The sequence below is a fragment of the Roseburia faecis genome (assembly GCF_001406815.1).
GTDB classification, from domain to species: Bacteria; Bacillota; Clostridia; order Lachnospirales; family Lachnospiraceae; genus Roseburia; species Roseburia faecis.
In genome coordinates, this window is the sequence record NZ_CVRR01000003.1 from 51,137 (window position 1) to 71,850 (window position 20,714).

Genomic DNA, 20,714 nt, shown 5'->3' on the forward strand with positions numbered 1-20,714 from the left:
AATAAAATAGATGATTAAGATTTGGAAGGAGAGATGACTTATGTTAATGCCTAGTATTTTTGGTAACGATTTTATGAATGATTTCTTTGGTGGTTTCCCATACAAATCAAACGGAACAATGCAGACGGATGTGTCTGAGACAGATAAAGGATACAAAGTAACAATGAATCTTCCGGGATACCAGAAGGAAGATATCAAAGGTGAGGTAAAGGATGGTTATTTAACCGTAACCGCAACCACCAGTAAGAATAACGATGAGAAGGATAAGGATGGCAAGTACATCCGCAAGGAACGTTACAGCGGAAGCTGCAGCCGAAGCTTTTATGTCGGCGATGCAGTAACGCAGGATGACGTGAAGGCAAAATTTGAAAACGGTGTTCTGACATTGGAAGTTCCAAAGAAAGAGGAAGCACCGAAGGTAGAAGAAAAGAAGTATATTTCTATTGAAGGCTAATTATTCAGAAGGGGGGACAGTCGAGAGGCTGTCCCCCCTTTTTCTTATAATATATCGCAGGCCATTGCAAAGAATGCGCATGTGCCGCACGTGTTTTGCAATGTCTGTGAAAAAGGGAGGATAAAAGTTTGAAAAACCGAAACATGGTCTTTGATTTTACACAATGTTATCCAAAGCGAAAAGAACCGGGACTGGAGTGGCATGACTGCAGTGCGATCGGAGGCAGCCGTCTGTATTGCAGCAGAGATGCGGGAAAAAAAATAAAAGCGCTGATTGCGCCGGCTGGAGTATCCGGAATTCATTTTATAGATTCGGGGGATTATCATTATATTTCCAAAATTATGACGGATTTTATCAAGGAGCCGTTTACGCTGGTGTTAATTGACCATCACACGGATATGCAGGATGCAAGTCTGGGCGGAGATATCTTAAGTTGCGGAAACTGGGCGAAAAAGGTATTGCAGGAAAATCCGTATCTGCAAAGGCTGGTTTTGATCGGGCAGGAGAAGAAAATGCTTGATAAGTTACAGTCCGGAGCCAGACAGCAGGAGACAGATGGAAAGCTTGTTGAAATCAGTTACGAGGAATTAAAAAACGGAAAGGCACATGAAAAAATAAAAGAACTGCCGGATGAAGTTCCTGTTTATATTTCCATTGACAAGGATGTGCTGGACGAAAAATATGCAGTGACAAACTGGGACCAGGGAAAAATGTCAATGGGAATGCTGGAACAGATATTAAAAACGCTGGTTACGGAATATGATGTGATCGGAGTGGATATTTGTGGGATGTATCCGGAGGAAAACAGTCTGCCGGAGTATCTGCGGGCAGAACGGGTAAATATACGGAGCGATGAGGAACTGTATCGGTTTTTGCAAAAAAATCTCTTTTGCTGGGCTTCACATAAATAGGTGGGTCATATTTTTTGTAAAGATTAAAAGTGTTTTTTCTATATGATTGGGACAACAGTATAAATATATAGATCAAAGTATGTAGGATGATTGATAATATATAGAGAGTGTGTATAATAAGATGAGAAAGAGTGAATAAGTGTGGTTATCAAAGCCGGGTTTTCAAGAATATGAGGGGTGTGGGATATATATAGGAAAAGTGGCGCGAAAAGTCCCTCGAGGTAGCAAGAGCAGGACATATGCAGAAAAAGTGTTGCAAAAAGTCCCATGATACAGTGCGAGAGGGACATATGCAAGAAAAGTGGCGCGAAAAGTCCCATGAGGCAGTGTGGGTGGGACATAGTAGGCTAGAAAAAAGCTATATGTCCTATCGACCAGACTATGTGGGACATAGGAAGTCAGTAAAAAGCTATATGTCCCACCGATCAGACTATGCGGGGCATAGGGAACTAGCAAAAGGCTATATGTCCCACCAGCCAGTAAAAGCAGGACATAATCAACCAGCAAAAAACATATTTGCCATTTGCCAGCACAAACATCGTGAATTTTATAATTACAGGAAACTTATAATAGCCCAAAAGATATAGCGATAGAAAAGGTGCTGTTTTCTGAAAAATATACAGCTACTAAAAAGGCACAATAACCGGAAGCACAACAGCAAAAAAGAAAGGAAATCAACAATCATGGCATACGAGAATGATATTATTATGCGGCAGGTACGTGACATGACCCGCATGCTTGCAAAAATTTTATTTGGGAAAAACACCGCGACCTATGAATATAAGGAAGAGGATCGTCATACAGCAACGGACAGTTTATATGCCCGGCTGATTGCGCTGGTCGATGCAGGAAAAATCAATGAAGCGGAAAATCGCTTGTATGAAGAATTAGAAAGAGATGAAGAGGGCACATTTGAAGTAGCACTCGGATTTTACGATTATCTGAATGAACTTCCGGAGGAATTTCTTGAAGAGCACGATTATTCGAAGGAGGAAGTCAAAGAAGGCGCACAGAGTCTTGCGGACCGCAAGGGGCTGGGACTTCTTGGGGAAGGACTTGATTAGGAATAACTGTTCGAAGGAGAAATGATGAACCGTAGTAGATTAAGTGAAAAAGATATATAAGACAGAGAATAACTCTTGACAATACAACATATATGCTGTATTTTGTAATTACAAAACAAAAGTGGAGACAGCATATGATATTACACAATTATCTTTCGAATTCGGGAAGAGATTTAATATATGAATACATTAATAGTCTTCCGGAAGCTGAAAAAATTGATGGTTATACCGTACTGCAGCATATGGAAAAAGGAGAATTTGATAAAATTCTTTTTAAAAGATGGGAAAAGAAAGTGTATGAGGTATATTTTCAGAAAAATAACCGTGTATTCTATATTACAGTAGATAAGGAAAATATATATCTGCTCCATTCCTGTCGAAAACAGAAAAATAAAACAGAAAAAAAGGATGCAAATATAGTACGGAAGCGGGCAAAAGAATTAGGAAATATGTTAGGCAGGAAGTTTATTTAGAGGGAGTGGTCAATATGCCTTTTTTGCAAGTAAATGTAGAGCAGGAAATTCAAAAGCAAAGAGAGAACGATCCGGAGTTTAAAAAAATATGGGATGAGTCCCGTGCAGAGTATAGATTGATTGGTGAAATGATTTCTTTACGTAAAAAGAAAAAAATTACACAAAAGGAATTAGCTTTGCTGACAGGGAATAAACAACAGGTTATATCAAGGATTGAAAGGAAAGAAAGTATCCCGACAATTCGGGCATTTAGTCGTATCTTAGATGCTCTCGGGTATGAATTACAGATTGTAAAAAAGAAGTCAGTGTAATATATAATTTAAATTGGTGTCCAAATAGCATTTAACAGAAATGTTAGATGCTATTTTTTTTACAAAAACACATCTGCCCGTCACATCCCGCCAGAAACCGGTAGTATACAGATAAGAGATGCTCCAGTCCCCGCCGCAGGTGGCTTTAAAAGGACTGGCATCCAACAGAAGGGAGGAATCATCATGGAAGATACTGCAATCATCCGCTTATTTCAGGAGCGGTCACAGCAGGCAATTGCCGAATTGTCGCAGAAATACGGAAAACTCTGTCAGAGCCTGTCCCGCCGGATCTTAAATAACGAAGAGGATGCAAAAGAATGTGTTAATGATACGTGGCTTGGTGTGTGGAACAGTATCCCACCGCAGACCCCGAATCCGCTGGTCTCCTATGTCTGCAGGATTACCCGCAATCTGTCCGTCAAAAGGCTGCGGCATAACATGGCGGCAAAGCGCAACAGCTATTACGATGTATCGCTTGCGGAACTGGAAGAATGTATTCCGGCAGCGCAGGAGCAGGAGCCGTGGGAAGAACAGGAGGTGACGAAAGTCCTGGAACGCTTTTTACGGGAACTGGATACCGGCAGCCGCGTGATGTTCGTCAAACGGTACTGGTATGCGGAGTCTGTCGCACAGATTGCGGAAACGTTTGGGATGAAAGAAAACAGTGTGTCCGTAAAACTGATGCGTCTGCGCAAAAAGCTGAGAAAGAAACTGGAGAAGGAGGGTGTAGTGTTATGAGAAAATCCGAAAAATTATCCGATGCAATCGGTGAAATCAGTGATGACATTATAGAGGAAGCGTATACATATAAGCCAAAACATGACATGCACCAAAGAAAGGCTTCTTTTAAATGGAGAGCAGCTGTAGCAGTTCTTGCCATGCTTGTTTTGGCGGGAGTCGGTGTGTCCGTAGGGGGAGGAACTTCCTTTTTCCGGCTTGGAACAATTGTTTCCAGATTTACGGGGAAGGCTGCAAAGGTGGTTTACCGTATCCAGGGAATTCCGGTAACACAGCAGGAAATCCAGGCAGGAGTGGCATTGCGTGTGGAAAACGGAGAAACGGTAAAAACCGCAAAAAAAGAGGTTATAAAAGATATTATTACAAAAAAGACGTTGTATGTACTTGCAAAAAAGAACGGATGTACTGTGTCGGATCAGGAATATGATGATTATGCAAAACTGCTGAAGACACAGATGAACAAAGCGGAGAACCGGAAAGAAATCCGCGATTTTTATGCGGGATTCGGTGGCGAGAGTGCTTACTGGAAGAATATGGAGCCGGTTATTCGTCAGAATCTTGCGGTGCGCAAGTATATAGACAGCCAGACAGGAACGCAGACGGAGGAAGAAATCAAACAGGAGGCATATGAAAGCGGTGCAAAGCAGACGGATCTGGATGCATTTGAACAGGTGGTGGAAGATGTCTGTGAAGAGATTGGCGATTATCTGAAAACACTGCAGAAGTCGGATGCTTCGGTATATTATTTTGCGTCTTCCGACAAAGAGCGTGTGACAAAGAGTATCGACAAAGAGGAAATCTGTGCCATTGGAAATCATACGATTGTAACCCGGGAACAGGTACAGATGTATACGAAGTTTTATGAAATTACATATGATAAGACATTGTCGGAAAAGAAAGCAATTGCTTATGCCAAGGAACGCAACGCACTGTATGTTGCGGCAATGCAGAATGGATATCAGGTAACCGATGAACAGGTAAAAGCATATGTAGAGGAATTAAAACAGAATCTGGATGGTATCTGGACAAAGGAGCAAAAAGAAAAACTGCTCTCGGGTTTTGCTTCGGAGGACGATTACTGGGCGTTTGAACAAAAGGTTTACCGGATCGATCTGCCGATACAAAACTATGTCAGGGATAAAGAAAACGAATTTAACAGAAAAAATGAATCAGGGCAGACCTGGGATGAGGCATTTAAGACATTAAAACAGAATCTGGTGGATGAGCAGCAGTATAAAGACAGCAGTTCCTATTAACAATATTTAGCCGGATATATGGAGAAATTCCAGAAAATGTCCGATATATAAGATGATATTATGTAAAAATAAAGGGGGAATTATCATATGTCATTGACGATTCAGGCACCACATGCTAACATGAATGCATACGAAATCGGAGACGATGAAACGCGCAAAAACAAAGTATCCGACAAAGGAACCATATATGCCGGAGATCTGCAGTTTGCCCAGACCACTGGCAATGCTGCAAGCGACAAGAAACAGAGCGCCCGGAAACAGGCGATGAAGCTGATCCGGGATGCATGGGACAGTGATAACAAGGCGGTAAGCCAGCGAGATCAGATAGCACAGCAGAAAGAGGAAAAACTCAAAGAAGTCCGTGAGTGTAATGAGGAATTGAAACAGATTCGCGAGAGTAAAGAAATCGCGCGGCAGAGTTATGGGGTGGATTCGGATTCCCAGGAGCAGAAAGACTTAGAACTGCTGGAAAAATATCAGGATTATCAGAAAGGTGTGCAGACGGATGACTTTTCCAAGGAAGAGATAGACCGTTTGAAAGAACTGCAGAATACCCCTCTGACCGATTATCAGACCAGGGCATTACAGCTGAATGCACAAAGGGATGTCATTCTGAACAAGAAAGACCGGGCGCAGCGTAACGTGACTTCTCTGACTGAGGCAGCGGCAGATGCAAAGCTCGACCAGCTGAAATCACAGGATATGCAAAAAGCGCAGGATGCAGCGGATGAACTGCTGGATGCTTCCGATAAAGATGCTTTTGGCATGCTGATACAGGATGCGGTAGATCACATCGACGAGAAACAGGAAGAAGAGAAAGAGAAAGCAGAGGAAGCGCAGGAGAAGCGCGACGAGCAGCAGGAAAAGATTGACGAAAAGAAAGAGGAAAAACAGCAGCAGGAGAAGATGATTGAGGGTTCTGTCGAGGCAGACAGGCTGGAGGCAGATGTAACGGTGGATCAGACTGGTACGAGTAAGCTGGAGGAGGCGCAGCAGCACATCCAGACGATTCTTAAAAAGAACAATCTCGTAAACGAGGATCTGAAGGGGATTAAAATTGACTTGAATTTCTAATGCCAGGAGGATGAGGTGTAATGCAATCCGGTAACGGGATGACCATGCAGGAAGCAGAACAGGAAATCAAATATTATCAGAAGATTTTTCAGGTAGTACGTCTGTTAAAAGGAGAGGATGTTGAGCGGACATTTTACCAGCAAGGGAAAGGAACGTGCGAAAATGTGCAGGATGGATGTCCGTGCTACAGTTTCTGGAAGAAAAATGGTAAGTGCGAAAACTGCAGTTCCTATAAAGCGCTGCGGGAAAAGAAGCAGATGATTAAGCTGGAATTCCTTGAATCAGAAGTCTATCAGGTAATCTCCCGGTATATGGAAATTGATGGACAGCCATACGTCATGGAATTGATCAATCATCTGGAGGACGACACCTTAATCGACATATCCTGCAGAGAAAAGCTGATCAATAAACTGACCGGATATAATGAAAAATTATATAAGGATGTCCTGACCGGAGTTTATAATCGTCTGTATTTTGAGGAAGAGATAAAAATGTGGACGGGAAATGCCGGAATTGTTGTGATTGATGTGGATGATTTCAAGCTTTGCAATGATACATACGGACATCTGACCGGAGATATGGCACTTGCGGCGGTTGCTGGTGTGATCTGGCGTTGTATCCGCAGAGAGGATACGCTTGTGCGCTATGGTGGAGATGAATTTGTTCTTGTGCTGCCGGAGATAAAGGAAGATGGTCTGGTAGAAAAACTGCAGGAGATTCAGGAAAAGATCCAGAATACAGTGATTCCGGGGTATTCCAATATTCAGATTTCTGTCAGTATGGGTGCCGTGATTTCGCAGAACGAATCTGTTGAGCATGCAATGCTTCGCGCAGATAAACTGATGTATCAGGCAAAAAATAAGAAAAACATGGCCATCACCGAGAATAACATGATTGATCATGAGGGAAAGATACACGCACAGAAGCAACCGGAAAAGATGATTCCGGAGATCCTTGTAGTGGATGATGAGGAGGTCAACCGGACGCTTCTGGATATGATTTTTTCCAAGGATTATCATGTCCTGCAGGCGGAGAGCGGAGAAAAATGCATAGAAATACTGGAACAGCAGGTCAATAGTATTTCTTTGGTTCTGCTGGATGTGGTATTGCCGAAGATGGATGGATTTGATGTCCTGACATATATGAATAAAAATCACTGGATTGAGGATATTCCGGTTATTATGATGTCCGGAGCCGATGCCCCGGAGGCTGTGAAGCGGGCATATGCACTTGGTGCAGTGGATTTTGTCAGCAAGCCATGCGATGCACAGATCGTTTATCAGCGTGTGACGAACACCATGAAATTATATGCGAAGCAGCGTCGGCTGACTTCCCTGATTACTGCGCAGATCAACGAAAAAGAGAAAAACAGCGAGATGCTGATTCATATTCTCAGTCATATTGTGGAGTTTAGAAACGGAGAGAGCGGAAGCCATGTGCTTCACATTCACAAACTTACGGAGATGCTTCTGGAGAGACTGGCGCAGAAAACCGAAAAGTATCATCTGGATGGGGATACCAGAGCCATGATCGCACTTGCTTCTTCTTTGCATGATATCGGAAAAATCGGTGTGGATGAAAAAATCCTGAATAAACCGGGAAAACTGACAAAAGAAGAATTTGAGATTATGAAAACGCATACCGTCATCGGTGCAGAAATGCTGGAACAGCTTGGCATTTATCAGAACGAGCCACTGGTAAAGATCGCACACCAGATCTGCCGCTGGCATCATGAGCGCTACGATGGAAAAGGCTATCCGGATGGACTTGTGGGAGATGAAATCCCGATTTCCGCACAGGTAGTTTCTGTAGCGGATGTGTACGATGCGCTGGCGAGTGAGCGTGTTTATAAGAAAGCAGTACCGCATGAAAAGGTACTGGAAATGATCCTGCATGGGGAATGCGGACAGTTTAATCCGATCCTCATAGAATGTCTGCAGGAGATCAGTTCGCGGATCAGAAGCGAATGTTATGATGAGGAACAGGAGACCTGATATGTTAGACCAGAATACATTTACAGAAACCATACGTGCGGTACAGGATATTATCCGCACTTCGGCGGAGCCGATGACAAGAGAGGAGATCCTTTCCTATTTTAAGGATATGGATTTGAATGCACAGCAGGAAGAGATGGTGTTAGAGTTTCTGTCAACACCACATGATGATCCGCAGCCGGAAGAGAACGAACCGGAAACAAAGGAAGCGGAATATGAGGAGACCGCAGAGAAAGAAGAAACCAAAGAATCTTCTGCGAAAAAGGAATCCGCAAAAGATTCCGTCACAGACAACATTTCCACTTCTCCCATGTTTCAGATGTATCTGGAGGAACTGAAAGATATCCCGGAGTATACCAAGGAGCAGCAGATTGATATGTATAAGAAGCTGCTGGCAGGGGAAGAGAGCATGGTACACGCGATATCCAATGCATGGCTGCGCAACGTACTGGAAGTAGCAAAGAAACTGGCGGTTTCCACGGAAGGATTTGAGGATATTGTGCAGGAAGGAAATATGGCACTTTTCCTGCGCCTGAGCGAGCTGTGCGGCAGCCACGAAAAAGTGGATGTGGAAGAGGAACTTCTTACCGCGGTGGAAGAAGCGATGAAATCCTGCATCCGGGAACAGACCGGTGAGGATGAGAATGAAAATTCCGTGGTTGGAAAAGTAGCGCTGGTAAGTGAAGCGGTGAACTATCTGAAAAAACAGAACGGTGCACAGCCAACGCAGAAAGAACTTGCGGATTATGTCAAAATTCCGGAAGATGAGCTTGCAGATATTCTTTATATGATTGATAAGGCGAAAAAAGATTCCTGATCGAGGAACGAAACAGCCCTCCTATTTGACGGGAGGGCTTTTTTTATTTTCTTGCAACAAAAATACACCTCCGATACACTGTATAGATAGGAGGGCCTTCCATGGATGAACGTTTATTAGTAAAAAGGGCAAAGCGCGGGGATACCGCAGCGTTTGCCGAATTGTATGGGACAATTTATAAGAGGCTGTATCAGTTTGCGCTGTATACGCTTGGAAATACACAGGATGCGGAGGATGTGGTCAGTGCCGCTGTGATGGAAGCATTTGAAAATATCGGGAAATTGCGGAAGGAAGATGCTTTTTCCGCCTGGATGTATCGTATCGTGGCAAATATGTGCAAACAGAAAATGCGGGAATACTATCAACGGGGAGAAGAACTGACGGAAGAAAACGGTGGCTGGGACGGCTATGTATGGGGTGATACCCGTGAGGAATATATAGAAGTCCGGCGTGCATTTCTTACGATGGATGAGGAGGACCGCATGATTGTGGGAATGCATGTCTTCGGTGGATATAAGACGCGGGAGATTGCACAGATTCTTGCAATGAATGAGAATACTGTGCGGTCGAGAGAACATCGGGCGTTGCAGCGGATGGAAAAACAGCTGAAGGGATTGAGGTGAGAATATGCAGGAACAGAACCTGGAAGAATGGAAAGAGAAAATAGACAGATCCGCAGAGCAGATTACCGTGCCGGATACTCTGACACCCGGGGCTGTGCAGCAGATGCTGGAGGAGCGGAAAAACCGGACATCCGCAGGCAGGAAAGAACACAGACATTACCGGAGATTTGCCGGAATTGCTGCGGCAGTTGCGGTGCTGGTGATTGCGGTCGGAACCTATGGATGGAATAAGTATGGAACCGATGATGCGCAACCGAAAAAGGCTGCTCTTTCCGTAACAGAAACTGTCGACAGTACGCAGGATACAGAAAAGAAAGAACAAATCGGTGCATTTACTCTGGCAAAAAGTTACCAGGATGTATATGCAGCGGTACAGAAAAAATCCAATTCACAAAAGGAGTTGGCAGAAGGCACAGTGGATGATTCGTTTTTCGTGGAAGATACCGGTTCTGCCGAGGCGAAAAAAGAGTCATCCGGTACCCATTCTGACACCAATTTGCAGGTAAACGGTGTGGACGAGGGGGACATCGTCAAAAATGACGGAAATTATCTGTATGTGCTGAATGATGACCGGGTGACCATTGTGGATATTCGGGACAAAAATATGCGTAAGCTGTCGGAAATACGGCCGGAACTGACGGAAAATGACATCCTTTTGCAGCTATACGTGGATAATGACCGGCTGTATGTTATCAAGCAGGGATGGGAAACACAACAGGAGGAGATTCAGTCCGACAGCACGGAGGCTGACAATGATTCCGGTTTTATCAGATGTTACAAAGATATCGCTTATGAACCGGACGGAAATGTGAGTACAGTTCTTTTGACGTATGACATTTCCGAACGCGCAAATCCGGTATTAAGTGCAACCATGAAAATGGATGGAGCATACCAGAGTTCCCGTAAGGTTGGAAATTTTATTTATCTGTTTACTGACCGTTGGGTGTCCAGAGACGGAAAGAACTGGAAGGCTCAGGTCATTCCGGAGATTGCCGGGAAAAAAGCAGATGCCGGATGTTTTTATGTGCAGAAGAATGGGACAACAGAAGTCATTATGGCATCTGTAAATCTTAAAGAGCCATCGAAGGCTGCAGACCATATGGTGCTTCTCGACAGCGGACGACAGGTTTATATGGGAACGGATGCAATCTATCTGTATCAGATGGAATATGAGCGTGGAGAAAAGACAAAGATCGCCAAGTTTTCTTATAAGAATGGAATGTTTTCAGCAATTGCAGAAACAACCGTAAAGGGGGCGATCTGGGATACGTTTGCTATTTCAGAAAGTGGGGGAGAACTTCGTATTCTGACAACAGATTCCCAAAATTCTTTATCCGAAAACCGCCTGTATCTGCTGGATGCGGACCTGAAAAAAGAGGGATTGCTGGAAAATATTGCAAAGGGAGAAGAGATTTATGCGGCACGGTATCTGGGAAATATAGCATATTTCATTACTTATCATAATACCGACCCGTTGTTTGCAGTAGATATTTCCGATCCGGCACATCCGAAGCCGCTGGGAAATGTGAAGATGACAGGATATTCCGATTATCTGCACCCGTTTGGAGATGGACTGTTGCTTGGCATCGGCTATGAAACCGATGCTAAGACAAGCGAGAAGACAGGGGTAAAACTGACAATGTTTGATATCTCCGATCCGATAAACCTCAGGATTTTGGATTCTGTGACGATAAACGAAGATTTCTGCAGTGCCGCAGAGAATTACAAGTGTGCATTTGTAGATACCGGACGTGGACTGGTCGGATTTGCGACAGAGACCTGGACCAAAACCAATTATAACAGGTATATGCTGTTTCAGTGGGATGGAACGTCTTTTGTAAAGAAAATTTCCTTAAAGAAAACACAGCAGAAAATGGATACGTGGACTGGTGCAGAACAGATGAGGGGACTTTCTTCGGGTGACTGTTTTTATGTGCTTCATGTGGAACGGGATGATTTTTCACTTATTTCGTATGATATGAAAAATGATTTCCAGGAGATTGAGACCAAAAAATATTAAAAATACATAAAAAATGAGATAAAAATGAAACTTTTTTGCACATTTTTCTTGAAAAAGCCTCTGATTTTTGTTACTATATGTTATAGTTAAGTAACAAAGTTGTAACAAATTGGAGGATAGGCATTGAAGTTTAAGGTTACATGGGGTAAGAAGCTGATCGCAGGTATTTTGCTGGCGGCAGTTGTAGTAGGGGGTACTGCAGCACCGGCAGAAGCAGCAGGAAAGAAAAGTACCGCGGTTGTGGCACAGGATAATTACCGGAAAACATTGTGTAAGGGATTTCTGGGAAAGAGTTATGGCAGTGTGGTTGATGGAATCCGCTGTGACTGCAGTGGTTACACACGGGCAGCTCTGAATCGTCTGGAGAGTAAGGGACGGAAAGGGACTGCACTGAAAAATGTCAGTGTTGGAGCACATTGTACCAGAGACTGGGTAAGCGGATCGAGTATTTCGTATACAACAGGGGTTGCAACAAAGGGTGCGATCCAGTGGAATTCCGGCACAAAGAAGTCTATTGGAAGAAAAAGCAGTGGGAAAAGCCTTTCCCAGTTGGAACTTGGAGATGTTGTTGTTTATGGCAAGGGCGGTTCTTCCTCCCATATAGCCATATATTTCGGAGAATTTTCTTCGATGGAAGCGGTAAAGGATTATCTGGAAGATATTGGTGTCTATGCGAAAGGAACGATTAAGAGATCTGCAGGAGATAAGTACAGTTACAGTGGCCGCACGATTGTGCATAAGTATGGAAACAGTAGGTACTGGCGGATTCATTCTACATGCAGCGGAATCATGATTGATAATGATATTGCAGGAACCAGCAGATACACATCTTCCTTTGGTCAGTGGAAATGGACCTTTGATACGGGAATTGAAGTAGAATAAAAGAACAGATAAAAAGCCCTGCGTTTTCGGAATTTCCGAAAGCGCAGGGCTTTTTTATATGGCAGATACTTAATCCACCAGTTTATCCAGTTCTTTGATGTATTCGGTTTCGCTTGAGAACTGATGGTTTGCTTTCTTGGCATACAGACCGACCGCTGTTTGGGATTTCTTGATTGCCTGCATGGTTCCGGCTCCGGCGACGCATCCACCAGGACAGGCCATGCCTTCGAGCAGATAGCCCGGATATTTGCCTAATGTGGCAAGTTTTAAAAGCTGACGGCATTCCTTTAATCCCTCGGCATTTGCCACCTTGATCTCCTGTTCCGGATGATCCCGTTTGATGACATCTACGACAGCCTGAGCAACGCCACCGGCAACGGCAAAGTTTCTTCCGTCGGTGGAAGCGTCACTTACACCATCCGGATCTTCTTCCATGTTTTCCAGATCCACATGTTTTGCATCAAAAATACCGGCCATTTCTTCAAAGGTGAGCACGAAATCTACTTCACTGCGGACGCTGCGGCGCATTGCTTCGAGTTTTTTAGCCGCACATGGTCCAATAAAGACAACCTTTGCATTTGGGTTATGCTTTTTGATAAGACGTGCAGTTAATGTCATCGGAGTCAGTGCCATGGAAATACAGTTGGCGTGATCCGGGAATAATTTCTTTGCCATAACAGACCATGCCGGACAGCAGGAAGTTGCCATGAATGGAAGTTCATCCGGCACTTCTTTTAAGAAATCTTCTGCTTCCTGCTTTGCACACAGATCCGCACCGATTGCTACCTCAAAAACGTCTGCAAACCCGAGTTCTTTCATGGCAGCACGCAGCTTGCCAGGGGTAACCTTTGGTCCGAACTGACCGACAAATGCAGGAGCGACAGCTGCATAAACCTTTTCACCGGACTGGATGGCACGGATTGTCTGGAAAATCTGGGATTTGTCAGCAATGGCACCGAACGGGCAGTTTACCAGACACTGACCGCAGGAAACACACTTGTCATAATCGATATTGGCTTTGCCGTTTTCATCTGAAGTAATGGCATCCATACCGCATGCTTTGGCACATGGACGTTCCTGAATGATAATGGCGTTATAGGAGCAGACACTTGCACAGCGGCCGCACTTGATACATTTCTCCTGGTCAATGATAGATCTGCCGGTGGTACGGTCTAAGGAAACAGCTCCTTTCGGGCATACTTCCATACAGGGATGTGCCAGACATCCCTGACAGCCGTCTGTTACGTGCACACGTTTTGTGGGACAGGCATTGCAGGCAAATTTAATGACATTAATGAGAGGCGGAGTATAGTAAGTTTCTGCCTGGTCAGCAGCTTCAATGCCATCGGATACCGGGGCATGCTCTGCAGCACTGCGGTTTGGCAGACCCATTGCCAGACGCAGGCGTTCGCCTACAATTGCACGCTCCAAAAATACATCGTTTCTGAAATTTCCGGTTTCTCCCGGAATAATCTTATATGGAAGTTCTTCCATACGTTCCTTTACAGGCCATTCGGTATGATAAGCCATACGGGCTACTTCTGTAAAAATTTTGTGACGGATTTCCTGAATTCGGGTTTCGACGCCTCTCATGATAATTCCTCCTTGTGTTTGTAATGGATCATTGTAAAATAAAATTTTCTGCATTTCTATAAGATAATACCAAGAAACTCACAGAAAAACCTGTTTTGTCATATTCCGGGGATATTGTAGCAAATAATACACATACTCTCAATAAGTATGCTGTTCTTTTTACAAAACATAATAGGCTTTTGACATGGTGTGAAACAATTGTACTGTAAACTGCTAGGTAGAAAGAACAGGGGAGGGGAGGGGGACACCAATGGCAACCCGGCGATTTCTCCTGCATTTTAGAGGCTGTTGGAATTTTTTCGATTTTCAGCAAGCCTCGTACATGGATGTACGAGGCAGGTGGTCACTGAGCCCGGAAGGCGAATGACCACCGGTTGCGTCCGCCTGATAATAATTGAAATAAAAATTCCTACAGCCTCTTAATTGCAAGGAGCATGAGCCGGATTGCCATTGGTGTCCCCCCTCCCCTGTCCTTTCGAGCCATAGCCGCCTTGTTCAATAACATGACATTATGCACAAAATCCCAGTTCTGTTTTTGTGAATGATTTTGACGGAAAGTGATTGACGATGACAGAAAATGTAACTATAATAAGAACCGTCAAATGAACGATTTTGAAAGATTGTGAACGAAAAAGAAAACAAAGGAGTGAGGCATATGCTTGCAGAAGAACGATTTTCAAGGATACTGTCCATAATAGAAGCGGAGGGAAGTGCCACAATACAGGAACTTATGACTGCACTTGACGCTTCAGAATCAACCGTCCGCCGGGACTTAATCACAATGGATGAGAATGGTCTTCTGACCAAGGTACATGGCGGTGCAATCGCCAGACGGCCGAGTGTGAGTACACATGATGAGGATGTCAGAAACCGTAAGACGATGAATGCGGAACAAAAGAATGCAATTGCAAAGTATGCAGCATCCCTCATCCGCCCGGATGATTTTGTTTATTTGGATGCCGGAACATCCACCGAGGCGATGATCCCTTTTATTAAGGAGACACAGGCGGTGTTTGTGACAAATGCCATCAGCCATGCAAAGCTTCTGGCGGAAAAGGGCTGCCGTGTTTATCTGCTGGGAGGCGAATTCAAATCCCAGACAGAGGCGATCGTCGGGGAGGAAGCCATGGAGATGCTTTCCAAGTATAATTTTACCAAAGGATTCTGGGGAACGAATGGAATCAGCGTCAGCAAAGGATATTCCACCCCGGAGATCAAGGAAGCCATGGTAAAGAAATATTCCATGAAGAATTGCAAACGCTGCTATATTCTGGCAGATGCCAGCAAGTTTGACCAGCTTTCCAGTGTGAAATTTGCTGATTTTGAACAGGCAACCATCTTAACAACGGAGCTGCACAAGCCGGCACTTAAAAAATACAAAAATATTGTGGAGGTGAAAGAATGATCTATACCGTAACATTTAACCCATCCATTGATTACATTGTAAATGTGGACAACTTTATGACCGGTGTGGTCAACCGTACCAGCAAGGAAATTATTTTTCCGGGTGGGAAAGGAATCAATGTTTCAATGGTACTGAAAAATCTTGGGGAAGAAAGCACAGCACTTGGATTTATGGCAGGATTTACCGGAGATGCCATCACACGGCTTCTTCAGGAGAAAGGTGTTACTGCAGATTTTATTCACGTTACCGAAGGATTGTCCCGTATCAACGTAAAACTCCGGGCACAGACCGAGACGGAAATCAACGGACAGGGACCAAAGATTGCATCAGAAGATATTCGGAAGCTTTACGGAAAACTGGATGCATTGCAGGATGGCGATACACTGGTACTTGCCGGAAGCATCCCGGACACAATGCCGGAATCCATGTATATGGATATCATGGAGCATCTGCAGAACAAGAAACTCAATATTGTAGTAGACGCGACCAGAGATCTGCTGATGAATGTACTTGCTTATCATCCGTTTTTGATCAAACCAAACAATCATGAGCTGGGAGAGATTTTCCACACGGTAATCAATGATAAGGATGATGTTGTCACATATGCAAAACGCATGCAGGAAAAAGGTGCAAGAAATGTTCTTGTTTCCATGGCAGGTGACGGGGCCGTCCTTGTGACGGAAGACGGTCAGGAGTTCCGGGCTGAGGCACCGAAAGGAAAGCTCGTCAATTCGGTAGGCGCCGGAGATTCCATGGTGGCTGGTTTTATATATGGATATTTAAATGGTGGCAGCTATGCAGATGCATTCCGCTATGGTGTATGTACCGGAAGTGCCAGCGCTTTTTCCGAAGAACTGGCAACAAAAAAGGAAGTAATTGCATTGATGGATGCAAATCAAAAATTATTTTAAGGAGGGTATACTATGAGAATCAGAGATTTGCTTGCAGCCGAGAGCATTGAACTGAACGGTTCTGCAGCCGGAAAACAGGATGTTTTAAACAAAATGGTTGATCTCATGGCAAAAAGCGGAAAAATCCGCGATGTGGAAACTTACCGCAAGGGGGTTTTTGCAAGAGAAGAAGAAGGAACAACCGGAATCGGAGAAGGAATTGCGATCCCACACTGCAAGTCAGATGCTGTGAAAGCACCGGGACTGGCAGCTATGGTAGTAAAGGATGGTGTAGAGTTTGACGCGTTAGATGGAGCACCAGTCAATTTACTGTTTCTGATTGCAGCTCCAAACACCGAGGATAATGTACATCTGGAGGTGCTCAGCAAACTTTCCGTACTTCTGATGGACGAGAATTTTACCAACGGACTGAAAAATGCAAAGACCGTAGACGAATTCTTAAAAGTCATCGATGATGCGGAAAGCGCAAAAGATGAGGACGAAAAAGAAGACGAAACTGGGGCAAAATACAAGGTACTTGCCGTAACCGGATGCCCGACCGGAATCGCACATACTTATATGGCAGCGGAAAGCTTAGAGAAGCATGCAGCTGAGATGGAAATCACGATTAAGGTAGAGACCAGAGGTTCCGGCGGAGCCAAGCATGTGCTTACCGATGAAGAGATCGCAGGAGCGACCGCAATCATCGTTGCAGCCGACACCAAAGTTCCGATGGACCGCTTCGATGGAAAGAAAGTCATCGAGTGCAAGGTTGCAGACGGCATCAACAAGGCAGAGCAGCTGTTAAACCGTGCCGTGGCCGGGGATGCACCTGTCTACCATGCGGCAGAGGGCAGCAGAAAAGAAGAAAAAGCAGAGGGTGGCTCCACTGCACACATGATTTACACGCACCTGATGAGTGGGGTATCCCACATGCTTCCGTTCGTTATCGGCGGCGGCATCATGACAGCGATTGCATTTCTGATCGATACCCTGATGGGCTATGGTGCGACCGGTGGATCGGCATTTGGTTCCTGTACGCCGTTATCGGCATTCTTCAAGTATGCCGGAGGACTGGCAATGGGACTGATGGTTCCGGTGCTTGCAGGTTACATTGCATACTCGATTGCAGACCGGCCGGGACTTGCAGTTGGTTTTACGGGCGGTTTGTTAGCCTCGAGTGGTAACGCATTAGTTACCGGTTACAACTGGGCGGATTCCACAACCGGTTTCCAGAAATTTATCGCAGACTTTGCATTCCAGGGTGCCAACGGTGGTAACACCGTTTCCGGTTTCCTTGGCGGAATCTTAGCCGGATTCCTTGCCGGATTTATTGTACTGTTCCTGAAAAAAGCGTTTTCAAAACTGCCGGCTTCCTTAGACGGAATCAAGCCGACTCTGATTTATCCGTTGCTTGGAATTTTAATTATCAGTATTTTAATGTGCTTCATCTTTAACCCATTGATCGGACTGATCAATACCGGACTGAGCAACGGACTGACCGCAATCTCTGATGCGGGATACATCACCGTACTCGGACTGATCCTCGGAGCAATGATGGCGATCGACATGGGTGGTCCAATCAACAAAGCCGCTTATGTATTTGGTACCGGTGTACTGGCAACTGCAAGCCAGATGATTGAAAAAGGTGCACAGCCAGGCGACCCGGCTGTTCAGGCATGTTACATTGCCATGGCAGCGATCATGGTCGGTGGTATGGTTCCTCCGATCGGAATCGCGCTTGCCTGCCAGTTCTTCCCGAAGAAATTTACAAAGGAAGAACGTGGATCCAAGGTATCCAACTTTGTAATGGGTGCTTCCTTCATCACCGAGGGTGCGATCCCGTTTGCAGCAGCAGATCCGCTTCACGTAATTCCATGTACCTTAATTGGTGCCGGAGTTGCAGGATTTTTATCCGCACTGTTTAAGTGCACACTGATGGCTCCTCACGGTGGAATCTTCGTATTTGCAACCGTAGGACATCCGCTTTTATACATCCTTGCATGGGCAGTCGGCGCTGTCATTACAGCCGTATTGCTCGGACTGATCAAAAAGGATGTTAAATAAAATTTGTAAACAGTAACATTGGTAAAGAAACAAAATTTGAAAAGGAGAATGATCATGAAAGAAATTACTTATACCATCAAAGACGAGCAGGGAATCCACGCAAGACCGGCAGGCGAGCTGGTAAAAGCAGCCGCTGCATATCCATGTAAAGTAACCATCAGCAAGGATGGCAAGGAAGTAGACGCAAAGAGAATCCTCGGAGTTATGGGTCTTGGTGTTAAATGCGGACAGGAAATTGTATTAAAGACGGATGGAGATCAGGAAGAGGAAGCAATCGCAGCACTTGGCAAATTCTTAGAGGAGAAACTGTAAGAAACCGTTCCGGCAACCGTTTACGGAGAATGAATCAGCAAAAGGATGAGGTGACGCTATGACAATTCAGGGTAAAAGCGTATACAGCGGGGTGGCCATCGGCCGCCTTGCCATATACCGCAAATCAGAAAATCAGGTAAAGCGGGAGAAAATCGCAGATACCGCAAAAGAGGTAAAACGGTTTGAAGATGCCAAAGATACCGCAAAACAGCAGCTTGCCGGGCTTTATGATAAGGCATTAAAAGAAGTCGGTGAAGTCAATGCAGCAATCTTTGAAGTACATCAGATGATGCTGAATGACCTTGATTATATCGAATCCATCACAAATATGATTGAAGGCCAGCAGGTGAATGCCGAATATGCCGTGGCAACGACCGGAGATACATTTTCCGAGATGTTTGCGGCAATGGATGATGATTATATGCGTGAGCGTGCAGCCGATGTCAGGGATGTGTCAAACCGCGTAGTTTCCATCCTGCAGGGCAACGGAGGAAATGACCTGAATGCCGATGAGCCGGTGATTTTACTTGCCGATGATCTGGCACCAAGTGAGACCGTACAGCTTGATAAATCGAAGGTGCTTTCCTTTGTCACCCGTCACGGTTCCACCAATTCCCATACCGCGATTCTGGCCCGTACCATGAATATCCCGGCACTGATCGGTGTCGATTTTCCGGAAGATGTCGATGGAAAAATGGGTATCGTCGATGGATACGAGGGTAAGATCATCATTGATCCACCGGTCTCCGTTATGGAAGCTTACCAGAAGAAGAAAGCAGAGGATGAAGAGAAAAAACGTCTGCTGCAGGAACTCAAGGGCAAGGAGAATATCACAAAGGACGGAACAAAGATCAACCTGTATGCAAATATCGGAAGCGTTGGGGATGTGGCATCGGTACTGGCAAATGATGCCGGCGGCATCGGACTGTTCCGAAGCGAATTCCTTTATCTGGAGAGCAGGGATTATCCAACCGAGGAAGAACAGTTTGCAGCATACCGCAAGGTAGCCGAGGCAATGGCAGGAAAGAAAGTCATCATCCGTACACTCGATATCGGTGCGGACAAGCAGGTGGATTATTTCGGACTCGACAAAGAAGATAATCCGGCAATGGGTTACCGTGCGATCCGTATCTGTCTTGACCGCCGCGAGGTATTCAAGACACAGCTTCGTGCACTGTATCGGGCAAGCTATTACGGAACCATCGCCATCATGTTCCCGATGATCATTTCTGTCACAGAGGTACAGACCATAAAGAAGATCATCGAGGAAGTGAAAAAAGAACTGGATGAGGAAAAGATTCCGTACAAGGATGTCGAGCTTGGTATTATGATCGAGACTCCGGCAGCTGTCATGATGTCCGAAGAACTGGCACAGGAAGTGGATTTCTTCTCTGTCGGAACGAATGATCTGACACAGTATACACTGGCGATCGACCGGCAGAATCCAAAGCTTGACAACATTTATGATTCCCATCATCCGGCAATCCTTAAGATGCTTAAGATGATTGTGGACAACGGTCATAAGGGTGGCTGCTGGGTTGGTATCTGTGGCGAGCTTGGGGCAGACACGACACTGACCGAGACATTTCTTAGTATGGGATATGATGAGCTTTCTGTCAGCCCGTCCATGATTTTAAAGGTTCGGCAGGAGATCCGTTCACTGGATCTGAAAGCTTAAAAGGGTGGCTGACTTAACAGCCGATACAAGGGAGTATTTTATATAGTAAACGGAAAAACCGGTGCATCGTCTGGGATGCACCGGCTTTTTTCTGTCTGGAACACTATTGGAATTTCGCATGTTTTTCTGTATAATTGAGGAAGAAAGTACGC

At 44.9% G+C, this 20,714-nt stretch carries 19 protein-coding genes; 18 read left to right on the plus strand and 1 reads right to left on the minus strand.

Annotated elements, in window-relative coordinates:
* The first annotated feature begins 40 nt into the window (after nt 1-40).
* The 13 genes from M72_RS00275 (at nt 41) to M72_RS00340 (ending at nt 12,617) form a co-directional block, all read left to right on the plus strand.
* Nucleotides 41-454, plus strand: coding sequence for an Hsp20/alpha crystallin family protein (locus M72_RS00275; protein WP_022045741.1), 414 nt, complete (start codon nt 41-43; stop codon nt 452-454).
* Between the two features lie 128 nt (nt 455-582).
* On the plus strand, nt 583-1,365 hold the full coding sequence (locus M72_RS00280; RefSeq protein WP_055066757.1) for an arginase family protein: 783 nt from the start codon (nt 583-585) through the stop codon (nt 1,363-1,365).
* 683 nt (nt 1,366-2,048) lie between these two features.
* A complete protein-coding gene (locus tag M72_RS00290; protein ID WP_022045744.1) occupies nt 2,049-2,429 on the plus strand; it encodes a DUF6483 family protein in 381 nt (126 codons plus the stop codon).
* A 134-nt stretch (nt 2,430-2,563) separates the two neighbouring features.
* Entirely contained in the window at nt 2,564-2,902 is a 339-nt protein-coding gene (locus M72_RS00295; protein WP_055066759.1) for a type II toxin-antitoxin system RelE/ParE family toxin, read from the plus strand.
* A 14-nt stretch (nt 2,903-2,916) separates the two neighbouring features.
* Nucleotides 2,917-3,213 carry a helix-turn-helix domain-containing protein gene (locus M72_RS00300; protein ID WP_055066760.1) on the plus strand — a complete coding sequence of 99 codons (297 nt, stop codon included), beginning with the start codon at nt 2,917-2,919 and terminating at the stop codon, nt 3,211-3,213.
* Nucleotides 3,214-3,396: 183 nt separating this feature from the next.
* Nucleotides 3,397-3,951, plus strand: a complete 555-nt coding sequence (locus tag M72_RS00305; protein ID WP_155176774.1) for an RNA polymerase sigma factor — start codon at nt 3,397-3,399, stop codon at nt 3,949-3,951.
* Nucleotides 3,948-5,207: a hypothetical protein gene (locus M72_RS00310; protein WP_055066762.1), complete on the plus strand. Its 1,260-nt coding sequence runs from the start codon at nt 3,948-3,950 to the stop codon at nt 5,205-5,207. The genes M72_RS00305 and M72_RS00310 overlap by 4 nt, the downstream gene beginning before the upstream one ends.
* A gap of 87 nt (nt 5,208-5,294) precedes the next feature.
* On the plus strand, nt 5,295-6,281 hold the full coding sequence (locus tag M72_RS00315; protein WP_055066763.1) for a hypothetical protein: 987 nt from the start codon (nt 5,295-5,297) through the stop codon (nt 6,279-6,281).
* Nucleotides 6,282-6,301: 20 nt separating this feature from the next.
* Entirely contained in the window at nt 6,302-8,275 is a 1,974-nt protein-coding gene (locus M72_RS00320) for a diguanylate cyclase domain-containing protein (RefSeq protein WP_055066764.1), read from the plus strand.
* Nucleotide 8,276: 1 nt separating this feature from the next.
* A complete protein-coding gene (locus M72_RS00325) occupies nt 8,277-9,092 on the plus strand; it encodes an RNA polymerase sigma factor RpoD (RefSeq protein WP_055066765.1) in 816 nt (271 codons plus the stop codon).
* A gap of 101 nt (nt 9,093-9,193) precedes the next feature.
* The gene (locus tag M72_RS00330) at nt 9,194-9,715 is read left to right on the plus strand and encodes an RNA polymerase sigma factor (protein WP_022046796.1); all 522 of its coding nucleotides are present in this window, start codon (nt 9,194-9,196) and stop codon (nt 9,713-9,715) included.
* A 4-nt stretch (nt 9,716-9,719) separates the two neighbouring features.
* On the plus strand, nt 9,720-11,735 hold the full coding sequence (locus tag M72_RS00335; RefSeq protein ID WP_055066766.1) for a beta-propeller domain-containing protein: 2,016 nt from the start codon (nt 9,720-9,722) through the stop codon (nt 11,733-11,735).
* Between the two features lie 123 nt (nt 11,736-11,858).
* Nucleotides 11,859-12,617 carry an NlpC/P60 family protein gene (locus M72_RS00340; protein ID WP_055066767.1) on the plus strand — a complete coding sequence of 253 codons (759 nt, stop codon included), beginning with the start codon at nt 11,859-11,861 and terminating at the stop codon, nt 12,615-12,617.
* Nucleotides 12,618-12,686: 69 nt separating this feature from the next.
* On the opposite strand, the gene M72_RS00345 is transcribed toward M72_RS00340, so the two are convergent.
* Nucleotides 12,687-14,210, minus strand: coding sequence for a 4Fe-4S dicluster domain-containing protein (locus M72_RS00345; protein ID WP_055066768.1), 1,524 nt, complete (start codon nt 14,208-14,210; stop codon nt 12,687-12,689).
* Between the two features lie 655 nt (nt 14,211-14,865).
* Here M72_RS00345 and M72_RS00350 point away from each other — a divergent pair.
* Genes M72_RS00350 through ptsP form a run of 5 tightly spaced genes read left to right on the plus strand, consistent with a single transcriptional unit; the run spans nt 14,866 to nt 20,562 of the window.
* Nucleotides 14,866-15,615, plus strand: coding sequence for a DeoR/GlpR family DNA-binding transcription regulator (locus M72_RS00350; RefSeq protein WP_055066769.1), 750 nt, complete (start codon nt 14,866-14,868; stop codon nt 15,613-15,615).
* Nucleotides 15,612-16,526 (plus strand): 1-phosphofructokinase, encoded by a 915-nt coding sequence (gene pfkB / locus M72_RS00355; RefSeq protein WP_055066770.1) that lies wholly within the window; start codon nt 15,612-15,614, stop codon nt 16,524-16,526. The genes M72_RS00350 and pfkB overlap by 4 nt, the downstream gene beginning before the upstream one ends.
* 12 nt (nt 16,527-16,538) lie before the next feature.
* Nucleotides 16,539-18,572, plus strand: a complete 2,034-nt coding sequence (locus tag M72_RS00360) for a PTS fructose transporter subunit IIABC (protein ID WP_055066771.1) — start codon at nt 16,539-16,541, stop codon at nt 18,570-18,572.
* A 54-nt stretch (nt 18,573-18,626) separates the two neighbouring features.
* Nucleotides 18,627-18,884, plus strand: a complete 258-nt coding sequence (locus tag M72_RS00365) for an HPr family phosphocarrier protein (RefSeq protein WP_055066772.1) — start codon at nt 18,627-18,629, stop codon at nt 18,882-18,884.
* Nucleotides 18,885-18,942: 58 nt separating this feature from the next.
* Complete coding sequence (ptsP, locus tag M72_RS00370; RefSeq protein WP_055066773.1) at nt 18,943-20,562, plus strand: phosphoenolpyruvate--protein phosphotransferase; 1,620 nt, start codon at nt 18,943-18,945, stop codon at nt 20,560-20,562.
* The last annotated feature ends 152 nt before the right edge of the window (nt 20,563-20,714 follow it).